Source organism: Sphingomonas sp. CCH10-B3, assembly GCF_001556185.1.
Classification (GTDB): Bacteria; Pseudomonadota; Alphaproteobacteria; order Sphingomonadales; family Sphingomonadaceae; genus Sphingomonas; species Sphingomonas aquatica.
Genome location: NZ_LSIJ01000045.1, coordinates 1 through 9877, shown reverse-complemented (window position 1 = coordinate 9877; position 9877 = coordinate 1). Strand labels below are relative to the sequence as shown.

At 66.1% G+C, this 9877-nt stretch carries 11 protein-coding genes and 1 other RNA gene; 5 read left to right on the top strand and 7 right to left on the bottom strand.

Going from position 1 to position 9877, the window contains the following annotated elements; translation table 11 throughout:
* Together AX672_RS08070 and AX672_RS08065 are read right to left on the bottom strand one after the other, a co-directional pair.
* Positions 1-792: TPM domain-containing protein (locus tag AX672_RS08070; RefSeq protein ID WP_066650641.1), on the bottom strand; the 792-nt coding region annotated here is incomplete at its 3' end.
* The gene (locus tag AX672_RS08065) at positions 789-1367 is read right to left on the bottom strand and encodes a LemA family protein (RefSeq protein ID WP_066650640.1); all 579 of its coding nucleotides are present in this window, start codon (positions 1365-1367) and stop codon (positions 789-791) included. The genes AX672_RS08065 and AX672_RS08070, both read right to left, overlap by 4 nt.
* A gap of 88 nt (positions 1368-1455) precedes the next feature.
* On the opposite strand from AX672_RS08065, the gene mscL reads away from it, so the two are divergent.
* On the top strand, positions 1456-1914 hold the full coding sequence (mscL, locus tag AX672_RS08060; protein ID WP_066650639.1) for a large conductance mechanosensitive channel protein MscL: 459 nt from the start codon (positions 1456-1458) through the stop codon (positions 1912-1914).
* Between the two features lie 87 nt (positions 1915-2001).
* On the opposite strand, the gene AX672_RS08055 is transcribed toward mscL, so the two are convergent.
* Positions 2002-2433, bottom strand: a complete 432-nt coding sequence (locus AX672_RS08055) for an RrF2 family transcriptional regulator (protein WP_066650638.1) — start codon at positions 2431-2433, stop codon at positions 2002-2004.
* Positions 2434-2475: 42 nt separating this feature from the next.
* Here AX672_RS08055 and ssrA point away from each other — a divergent pair.
* Positions 2476-2818: a transfer-messenger RNA gene (ssrA, locus tag AX672_RS08050) on the top strand.
* Positions 2819-2859: 41 nt separating this feature from the next.
* On the opposite strand, the gene AX672_RS08045 is transcribed toward ssrA, so the two are convergent.
* Positions 2860-3435 carry a TetR/AcrR family transcriptional regulator gene (locus AX672_RS08045; RefSeq protein ID WP_066650637.1) on the bottom strand — a complete coding sequence of 192 codons (576 nt, stop codon included), beginning with the start codon at positions 3433-3435 and terminating at the stop codon, positions 2860-2862.
* Positions 3436-3565: 130 nt separating this feature from the next.
* Here AX672_RS08045 and AX672_RS08040 point away from each other — a divergent pair, with 130 nt between their 5' ends.
* On the top strand, positions 3566-4354 hold the full coding sequence (locus tag AX672_RS08040) for a crotonase/enoyl-CoA hydratase family protein (protein WP_066650636.1): 789 nt from the start codon (positions 3566-3568) through the stop codon (positions 4352-4354).
* Positions 4355-4621: 267 nt separating this feature from the next.
* Entirely contained in the window at positions 4622-6322 is a 1701-nt protein-coding gene (locus tag AX672_RS08035) for a DEAD/DEAH box helicase (RefSeq protein ID WP_066650643.1), read from the top strand.
* 154 nt (positions 6323-6476) lie between these two features.
* Here AX672_RS08035 and AX672_RS08030 read toward each other — a convergent pair whose 3' ends face one another.
* From AX672_RS08030 to AX672_RS08020, 3 genes are all read right to left on the bottom strand, one after another.
* Complete coding sequence (locus AX672_RS08030; RefSeq protein ID WP_066650635.1) at positions 6477-7211, bottom strand: DUF1223 domain-containing protein; 735 nt, start codon at positions 7209-7211, stop codon at positions 6477-6479.
* An 85-nt stretch (positions 7212-7296) separates the two neighbouring features.
* Positions 7297-7938 carry a DUF1109 domain-containing protein gene (locus AX672_RS08025; protein ID WP_066650642.1) on the bottom strand — a complete coding sequence of 214 codons (642 nt, stop codon included), beginning with the start codon at positions 7936-7938 and terminating at the stop codon, positions 7297-7299.
* Positions 7938-8492 carry a sigma-70 family RNA polymerase sigma factor gene (locus AX672_RS08020; RefSeq protein WP_066650634.1) on the bottom strand — a complete coding sequence of 185 codons (555 nt, stop codon included), beginning with the start codon at positions 8490-8492 and terminating at the stop codon, positions 7938-7940. The genes AX672_RS08025 and AX672_RS08020 overlap by 1 nt, the downstream gene beginning before the upstream one ends.
* Positions 8493-8723: 231 nt before the next feature.
* Here AX672_RS08020 and AX672_RS08015 point away from each other — a divergent pair.
* Positions 8724-9877: acetyl-CoA C-acyltransferase (locus tag AX672_RS08015; protein ID WP_066650633.1), on the top strand; the 1154-nt coding region annotated here is incomplete at its 3' end.

Below are 9877 nucleotides of genomic sequence, written 5' to 3'. Positions count from 1 at the left end.
GCTGCCGCCGCCGCCCCAGCCCGATGAACCGCCGCCACCCCAGCCCGAGCGATTGTTGTTTTGCGACGCCGCACGCGCGACTTCGAGCGCGGTCCACAGCGCGACCGACCCCCAGTCCGAATCATCGCGGCGGTACATCCGGCCCGACCGGCGGCGCGTGGAAGCGAGGATGATAAATCCGACCACCAGCAGCCAGAAGATCACGCCGGCGCCGATGCCGAACGCGCTGTTCGACGACTTTCCGCGCTTACGCGTGCGGTCGAACTCCTTGATCGCGGCGTCGGTGCGCGCCTTGGCCTCGTCCGGATTGGCGCGCAGCTGTTCGATCAGCGCATCGGTGCCCGCCGTCATCGCGCCGGGCACATCGCCCGCCTTCAACCGCGGCACCATGATCTGGCGCACCACCTGCGACGAAAAGGCATCGGTCAGATAGGGTTCGAGGCCATAGCCGACTTCGATCCGGGGGCCGCGCTTGCCCTTGGGCTCATTGGGCGCGATGAACAGGATCGCGCCGTTGTTGACGTCCTTCAGCCCGACGCCCCATGCCCGCCCAAGCCGATAGCCGTAATCCTCGAGCGGATAGCCCTGCAGGTCGGGGATCGTCGCCACCACCAGTTGGCGCCCGGTATCCTTCTGCAGCGCCTCGAGCTTCGCGGTCAGGTCCGCCTCGGTTTCGGGCGGCAGCACATTGGCGGCGTCGACGACCAGCCCCGTAAATTTGGGGAAGGTCTGCGCGGTGGCCGCGCTGCCGAACAACAGCAGCGCGGCAAGGAAGGCAAGGAAGCGGATCAACTGCCGAAGTCGACCTTCGGTGCAGCTTCAGCGCCCGGTGTGGTCGCCGTGAACGGCACCTTGGGCTTGGCGCCATAGACGATGCTTGCGGTGATCGCGGTCGGGAACGTGCGGATCGTGGTGTTATACTTCTGCACTGCCGCATTGTAATCGCGCCGGGCGATGGTGATGCGGTTCTCGGTGCCTTCGAGCTGGCTCAGCAGCGTGGTGTAATTGGCCTGGCTCTTCAGCTCGGGATAGGCCTCCTGCAGCTTTTGCAGCGAGAAGCCGAGCGAGCTCTGCGCGCGGTCGAACTGCGCGAGCTTGGCGGGGTCGCTCAGATCATCGGCGGAGACGCGGATGGTGTTGGCGGCGGCGCGCGCCTGCGTCACTTCGACGAGGATGCTCTTTTCCTGCAAGCCTGCACCCTTCACCGTCGCGACGAGATTGGGGATCAGGTCGGCGCGGCGCTGATAGTCGTTCTGCACGTCTGCCCAGCGCGCCTTCACTTCCTCGTCCGCGGTCGGAATGCTGTTTAGGCCGCAGCCGGAAAGCGCGACCGCAAGCCCAATGGTGGTGACGATGCGAAACTTCATTGCTATCCCTCCAGCCCAATCGGGTGCGCTATTAGCCCAACACAGATGGTGCACCCAAGCAATTTCGCAAGCCAGGGGAGGCGTGCCGATGTGGAAAGAGTTCAGGGCATTCATCGCGCGGGGTAATGTGATCGACCTGGCGGTCGCGGTGATCATCGGCGCGGCGTTCGGCAAGATCATCACCTCGCTGACCGATGACGTGATCATGCCGGTGGTGGGCAAGATTTTCGGCGGGCTCGATTTTTCACGCCATTTCATCGTGCTGGGCGAAGTGCCCGAAAAGCTGCGCGGATCGACTGACTATGCCGCACTGAAGGCCGCGGGGGTGCCGCTGCTCGGCTGGGGCGCGTTCCTGACGGCGGCGGTCAATTTCCTGATCATCGCTTTCATCATTTTCCTGCTGGTGCGCCTGGCGAATGCGACGATGAAGGAAGTCGAGCATGAATTGGGCGCGGATGCTCCCAAGCCCGACGACGCGCCGCCGCCCGAGCCGGCCGACGTCGTGCTGCTGCGCGAAATCCGCGATGCGCTGGTGAAGCGGGACTAAGCGCGCAATCGGCGCATCAAACGTCACCCTGAAGCAAGCTCAGCATGACGGTGCAAGGGGCCAAGCGCTTCGCCGAATTCCGCAGGCTCAGGCCGCCGCCAGATCCTCGGCGATTGCGTCGGCGAGGCTGGTACCGTCGAGAATGCGCGCGGTTTCGTCACGCACGCGCGCCATAGCCTGGCGAATCGCGCAGCTCGCCTCATCGCGGCAATCGGCGCAGCGGCGGTAGGCGGTGCGGCTGACGCAGGGCACCAGTGCCAGCGGCCCTTCGATCACACGGATGATCTCGCCCAGTGAAATCAGGTGGTGCGGCCGCGACAGCACATAGCCGCCCATCTTGCCGCGATGGCTGTGCAGCAGCCCGGCCTCGCGCAGATCGGCAAGGATCAGCTCAAGGAACTTGCGCGGCACATTCGCTGCCTCGGCGATCCGGTTCATCGGGATCGGCGGGCCGCCCGGAGGCGCCTCAGCCAGAAAGAGCATCGCGCGGAGCGCGTAACGGGAACGCTGCGTCAACATGATGGGCGGCTCTATGGACCCAGTTTGGGCCGAGTGGAAGGCGGTCTTTTCATTAATTGCGCAGCGCTTATATGGGTTCTGTCGGGTTCGCCCGACTATGGCGATAAACGATGGCGTGAACTAGACGCAGCGGACCCGGGGGCAGTACCCGGCGGCTCCACCATAACCCCTTGGGCTTCCCGAGGGGCTTTGACGGGGCCGAACCAGGATCGACGTGTGTTGAACGGCGCTGTCTTTTGCCCGGAATGGGACCACCGTGACGGCCCATAACCAAGTGCCAACGATAACGAGGCGCTCGCGATTGCGGCCTAACCCAAGACCTAACGGTCTAGGTTAGTCAGACAAAAGCGCGGTTGGACCGCACCGGGCAACAGAAGCGGATTCCGGCGGTACGGGGAGCACCGAGCAACAGAAGCTCCCCACTTGCTAAATGGTGCTGGCGACACCTTCGGCCGTCGGCGTATCGAGCGTCGCGATGGCCCGCTGGACGGATTTCATCATTGCGTCCGAGGCTGACCGATCCGGGTTAACCCGCGCGATGATGAGCGCGCCGACCAGCGCGCTGACCGTAAGTGCGGCCCGATCGTCATCGGTCACGAACGGCCGGACGCCGGCCATGAAAGCGTCGATATGGCGCGCCATCGACGCCCGGCTTGCATCGTCAGCGCGGGCAGTTTCGCTGCCGATGGCAGCAATCGCGCAGCCGGCTTCGGGCGCGTCGCGGTGACGGCGACTGAGATAACCGCGCGCGATTTCGCTCAAGCTTTTGCCCTTTGCACGCGCGGCACCCGCGGCGCCATCGTCGAGCGCGCGATCGACGGCTGCGGCAATCAGCGCCTCACGCGATGCAAAATGGCCGTAGAAGCCGCCGTGCGTCAGTCCCGCCGCTTCCATCAGCGGCGCGACCGCCAGCGAGTCGATGCCGTGCGCACGGATTTGCGCCGCCGCCAGTGCGAGAATGCGCTCGCGATTCTCGGCCTTTTGCGCCCGTGAATGTCCCATGTGTAGCGGTCGCTCCAGAATACTACTTGACCATCAACATGATGCATATCATGCTGATGAATGACTATCGTCATCCAGATGACACGACCCCCTGCACACCGCAAGCTTGGGGGCGCCAAGGAGAGCCGCCATGACCGACGCCGATGCCCAGCCGCGCGTGACGCACGAACGGATCGACCACATCCTCAAGATCACGATCGACAATCCGGCCAAGAAGAACGCCTTTGTCCCCGAGATGATGGCGCAACTAAGCGACGCGCTGACGATGCTCGACCGGGACGAAGATCTTTGGGTCGGCGTGCTGTGCGCGGCGGGCGACCATTTCACCGCCGGGCTCGACATGCCCAAATTCTTCGGCCCCGGTGCGACCGCCAAGCCGATCCCGCCCGGCAATGTCGATCCGTTCGGATTGCTCAGCCAAGCGCGCAAGCCGATCGTGACCGCGGTGCAGGGCATCTGCTTCACGATCGGGATCGAACTGGCGCTGGCGGGCGACATTGTCATTGCCGCTGACGACAGCCGCTTTTGCCAGATGGAATCAAAGCGCGGCATTGCCCCGCTCGGCGGTGCGCATTTCCGCTACATCACCCGCGCCGGCTGGGGGAACGCCATGTACCATCTGTTCATGTGCGACGAATTCGGCGCGGCCGAGGCGCGCCGGATCGGCTTGGTTCAGGAAGTCGTGCCCGCCGGCACCCAGACCGACCGCGCGATGGAAATCGCCCGGATCATCGCCGCCAACGCCCCGCTCGGCATTCAGGTCACCAAAGAGGCTGGCCGCAAGTTCATCGAAGCAGGCGAGCAGGCAGCAATCGCCGCGGTCGCAATGGTGCGCGAACGCGTAATGACCAGCGCCGACGCAGCGGAGGGCATACGGTCGTTCATCGAGCGCCGCCCGGCGCAGTTTCAGGGGCGCTGAGACTGGACAAGCAATGTTTCGGTCGGCAGTTTCGGCTAAACGATACGGACGCTATGGGAACGATGCGCGTTGGTCGGGAGGAGCCCCGGTTGGCCCCAGCCAATAACGCACGCGCTCCGCTCAAAACCGGCAAGCAGGGCTCCTCAACCCGGCGAAACTTGACGTAACCGCGTAAAAGGCGCAACGGCGCCGGTGCTCATTCGGCGTGCAGTTTTTTCCGGATCGGCCGTGCCGACATTTGCGGCTGTTCTTCCCTATTGGATGCCGATGCCCCTTTCGACTCTTCCTCCGCTTCTGTCCGAAGCGCTCGCCGCGCGTGGTTATGATGCGCTGACCCCTGTCCAGACCGCTGTCGCCGCTGCCGAGGCCGAAGGGCGCGACCTGCTGGTCTCGGCCCAGACCGGGTCGGGGAAGACTGTCGCTTTCGGGCTGGCGATCGGCAATCAGCTGCTTGGCGAGCACGGCCTCAGCCACGGCATCGCGCCGCAGGCGCTGGTGATCGCGCCGACGCGCGAGCTGGCGCTACAGGTCAGCCGCGAACTGATGTGGCTCTATGCCAAGGCGGGCGCGCGGATCGCGACCTGTGTCGGCGGGATGGATGCCTCGAAGGAGCGGCGCACGCTCAGCCACGGCGCGCATATCGTCGTCGGCACGCCGGGGCGGCTGCGCGATCACCTGGAACGCGGCGCGCTCGACCTGTCGGCGCTGAAAGTCGCGGTGCTCGATGAAGCCGATGAAATGCTCGACATGGGCTTTCGCGAAGACCTCGAGGAAATCCTCGACGCGACGCCTGACGAGCGCCGCACATTGCTGTTCTCGGCGACGATTCCCAAACCGATCGTGGCACTCGCCAAGCGGTATCAGCGCGACGCCTTGCGCATCTCGACGGTGGGCGAAGATCGCGGGCATGGCGACATCACCTATCAATGCGTGACGATCGCGCCGTCGGACACCGAGAATGTCGTCGTCAACATGCTCCGCCTGCACGAGGCCGAGACCGCGATCCTGTTCTGCGCGACCCGCGACAACGTCCGCCACCTGCATGCAAGCCTGACCGATCGCGGCTTTTCTGCCGTCGCGCTGTCGGGCGAGCATAGCCAGAACGAGCGCAATGCCGCTTTGCAGGCGTTGCGCGACGGGCGCGCGCGGGTGTGCGTTGCGACCGATGTCGCGGCGCGCGGCATCGACCTGCCCAATCTGACATTGGTCGTGCATGTCGAGCTGCCGCGCGATGCCGAAGCGCTCCAGCACCGCTCGGGCCGGACCGGACGGGCGGGCAAGAAGGGGACGGCTGTGCTGATCGTCCCGTATCAGCGCCGCCGCATGGTCGAACGCATGCTGAATGGCGCGCGGATCGCCGCCGAGTGGACTGATCCGCCGACCGCCGATGACATCCGCGCCAAGGACCGCGAGCGGTTGCTCGCGACGCTGCTCGCGCCGGTCGAGATCGATGACGACGACCGCGCGCTCGGCGCCAAGCTGCTCGCGGAAAAGAGCGCCGAGGACATTGCCGCGCTGCTCGTGCGCGCGCACCGTGCGGCAATGCCGCAGCCCGAGGAACTGATCGAGCGCGGCGCGGCACCCGCTGCGGGTCGGGGTGCCCCTGGCGCCAACCACCGCGCGGGGTTCGAGGACGTGCTGTGGTTCAAGCTCGACATCGGTCGGCGCCAGAATGCAGACCCGCGCTGGATCCTGCCGCTGCTCTGCCGTCGCGGGCACATCACCAAGCAAGAAATCGGTGCGATCCGGATCGGGCCGAACGAGACCTTCTTCCAGATCCCGCGCGGCATTTCGGGCAAATTCCAGGATGCGTTGAAGCGGACGGCGTCCGAAGACGGTGGCGAGATCGTTCCCGCACCGCAGGGCCCCGGCGACACCGGTCCGCGGCGGGGTGCGCAGCCCCCCGCGCATCGCGGCGCGGTCCGCCCGACGCGCGCGCCGCATCGCGGAGCGCCGAAGGGGCGGTAACTTCCGCCTCTTACAGCAGAAATCGTCATTGCGAGCGCAGCGAAGCAATCCAGTCCCGGACCGGATTGCTTCGCTGCGCTCGCAATGACGGAACACCGCAGGTCCTGCGCGCCCGAAAAAGGGGGAAACGGACGCGCAGGTAGGCGGGAGGGAGTTAGATTTTCGCCGCCGACAGGATCGGGCCGCCCTTGCCGTTCTGGACGAGGATCGCGGTCTTCAGGCCAGCCGGTGCCGCAGGCAGCGTGTAGCTTGCCGACTTGCCCGACCAGCTGCCGACATTGACGAGCTGCTTGACGATGTTGCGGTGCGGAATGGTCGCGCCGCCATTTTCGCCCGCTTTGATCGCCACCTCGATCGTGCGCGGATCGTAACGGACCACCCACACGGTCGCATTGGTCGCCTGACCGGCGCCAACCGTCACCTTGCCGTTCGCGGCCGTGATCGCCGGGCCGGTCTTGACGACGTTGCGGGCAATCGCGGCGTTCAGCTCGCCTTCGCGGCTGCCGAGCACGGCGTCACGGCCGTTGACGATCACCTGCGGCGTCGCGACCTGAGCGCGGCCGGCGGCGCGGGCATAATCCCACTGGCGCGCGGTATAGGCCGGGCTGCCGAAAATATCCTTCCAGCCGAGATCGTCCCAATAGGTCACCGCGAACGACAGCGGGATCACATCGGCGCGGTCGGCTAGCTTGTTGACCACCTTGTCAGCGGGCGGGCAGCTCGAGCAGCCCTGGCTCTGATAGAGTTCGACGACGACCGGGTGCGCCGGGTCGCCGGCAAGCGCGGTCGGGGCGGCCGCGCCGCTCTTGCCCGACGGCGTCGGCGTGGCCGTCGCGCCCGAGCAGGCCGCAAGGAAAAGGGCAGTCGAAACAGCAAGAAGCGCACGCATTGTCATCACTCCATCATCGTCGGGCAGCCACCGGGCGACCCTATGCCCTGCTATTCGTGGAGGGTTCGATGCCGGTTACACGCCGTTACCAGCGCAGCAGTTGCGGGCCGAAAATCGCCCCGATCGCGGTCGGCATGGCAATGCCAAGGCTGTACCAGGTGATGACGAAGCTTGCCGAAACCTCCGGGCAATGCAGGCCGTAAAGCGTCGCGCCGAACGCGCCCGCCGCCAGCCCGGCAGTGGCACCCGCCGCCCGCAAATTGGTCGGCGCGAGCCGTCGGAACGACCAGAGCAGGCCGATGAAGATCGGCAGCGACAGCACCGCGACGCGCATCGAACATTGCCGCCAGCTGCTGCCCAGCCACATCGGCAGCCAATATTCGCTGGGCGTCGTCGCCAGCTCGATCGCCGCGAGCACGCCGAGCAGCGTCACCGGCACCGCGATCAGCCAGGCGCCGCGTACGCGCGCCGCCTCGGGCCGGGCAACATGCGCCACTGCCAGAATCGCGACCACGCCGAGCGCGATCGTGTACGCCGCCTTCATCAGGAAGCGCATGTGCATCATCGCGCCCGGCAGATCGGGCCGCAGCCCCATCGTCGTGACCACCAGCGCCAGCGTCACCGCGCCGCCCGCGACCAGCCCCAGCGCAAGCCGCTGCTCCACCGCATGCGCCGAAACCGGCCGCGTCTGCGCCGACAGCGATTGGATCAAGTCTTCGGTACGCATCATTTACCCTTCAGCCGGGCCGCGAGCGCCTTCAGCCCGCGGTGGACGGAAACTTTGACATCGGCTTCGCTGATGCCGTCGGCCTCGGCCGCTTCGGCAACACTCAGCCCGTCGATCTTGGTGCGGCGGATCGCGCTGGCCTGTTTGGGTGAAATCTCCCCCAGCAGCCCGTCGACATCCATCTTCGCCGACGCCGCTTCCTGATAGCCTTCGGCGACCAGGATTTCCTCCAGCCCCTCGAACGACACATGCTGGCGCTGGCGGCGGAAATGGTCGATCATCTTGTAGCGCGCGACCGCATAGGCCCATGCAGTGAAGGGCCGGTCGCGGTCATAGCTTGCGCGCCGCGTGTGAATGGCAATCAGCGTGTCCTGCACCAGATCCTCGACATCATCGCCCGCGCCGCGCAATCGCCGCGCGAAGAAGCTGCGCATCATCGGTGCAAGCGCGGTCAGCAGCCGGTTCTGGGCGGTGGCGTCGCCATCGAGGCCACGCACCATCCAGCCCTTCAGCTGATCCTCGCTTGCCCTGTTCAGCGCTCCCGATAGAGCCATTCGTTCGGTCCAGTGATTAGGTTACAAGCGCATTCGATCGGATCGCTTAGCCTGCGCGCGGGCATTTGTAACCAACCGCTGCGTCGCTGTGAATACCGGATGTGACCTGCCCAACAGGCCTCCCGGGTCACCGGGCGGCGGCCGTATCTGTACGCCGCCGCCCGTATAGGGCCTGACAAGCCCGATCCGCTTCGCTAGCCTCTGTGCCAAAATCACTCGAGGAGAGCCCCCATGCGCGAAGCCGCGATCGTCGCCACTGCCCGCACCCCCATTGGCAAGGCCATGCGCGGCGTGTTCAACGTCACCGAAGCGCCGGTGCTCGCCGGGCATGTCATGAACGCCGCGGTCGAGCGCGCCGGCATCGACCCCGCGCGCATCGACGAAATCTTCTGGGGCGTCGGCAACCAATGGGGCAGCCAGGGCGGCAATGCCGGGCGGATGGCGGTGTTCGCCGCGAACCTGCCGCAAAGCGTCCCCGCTTTCTCGCTCGATCGCAAATGCGGCTCCGGCCTCACCGCCGTTGCGCTCGCCGCGCGCTCGATCATCTGCAACGAGATCGACGTCGCGCTCGCGGGCGGCATGGAAAGCGTGAGCATGACCGCGGCGAACGCCCCGCGCTACATCAACCAGTCGGTGATCGCGAACGAGCCCGCCGCCTATATCCCGATGATCGAAACCGCCGAGATCGTCGCCGAACGCTATGGCATCAGCCGCGAGGCGCAGGACCGCTATGGCGCCGAAAGCCAGCAGCGCGCCGCGCGCGGGCTGGAGGCGGGCGCCTTCGCTGAGGAAATCGCCCCGATCACTGTCGAGCGCGCGATCGTCGACAAGGAAGGCAAGGAGACGGGGCGCGAGCAGGTGACCGTCACCCACGACGAAGGCATCCGCCCCGGCACGACCTATGAAGGGATCAGCGGGCTGCGCACCGTCTGGAAGGACGGCCAGTTCGTGAAGGAAGGCAAATACATCACCGCCGGCAACGCCAGCCAGCTGTCCGACGGCGCGAGCGCACAGATCGTGATGGACCGCGCGACGGCGGAGGCCGAGGGCAAGGAAATCCTTGGCATCTATCGCGGTTTCCAGGCGGCAGGCTGCGCGCCCGACGAAATGGGCATCGGTCCGGTCTTCGCCATCCCCAAACTGCTCGCGCGCGCCGGGCTGACGGTCGCGGACATCGGCCTGTGGGAGCTCAACGAAGCCTTCGCCTCGCAGTGCCTCTACTGCCGCGACACGCTCGGCATCGATCCGGAAAAGTACAACGTCAACGGCGGCGCGATCGCGATCGGCCACCCGTTCGGGATGACCGGGTCACGGCTGGTCGGCCATGCGCTGATCGAGGGGCGGAAGCGGGGGGTTAGGTGGGTGGTGGTGTCGATGTGTACCGC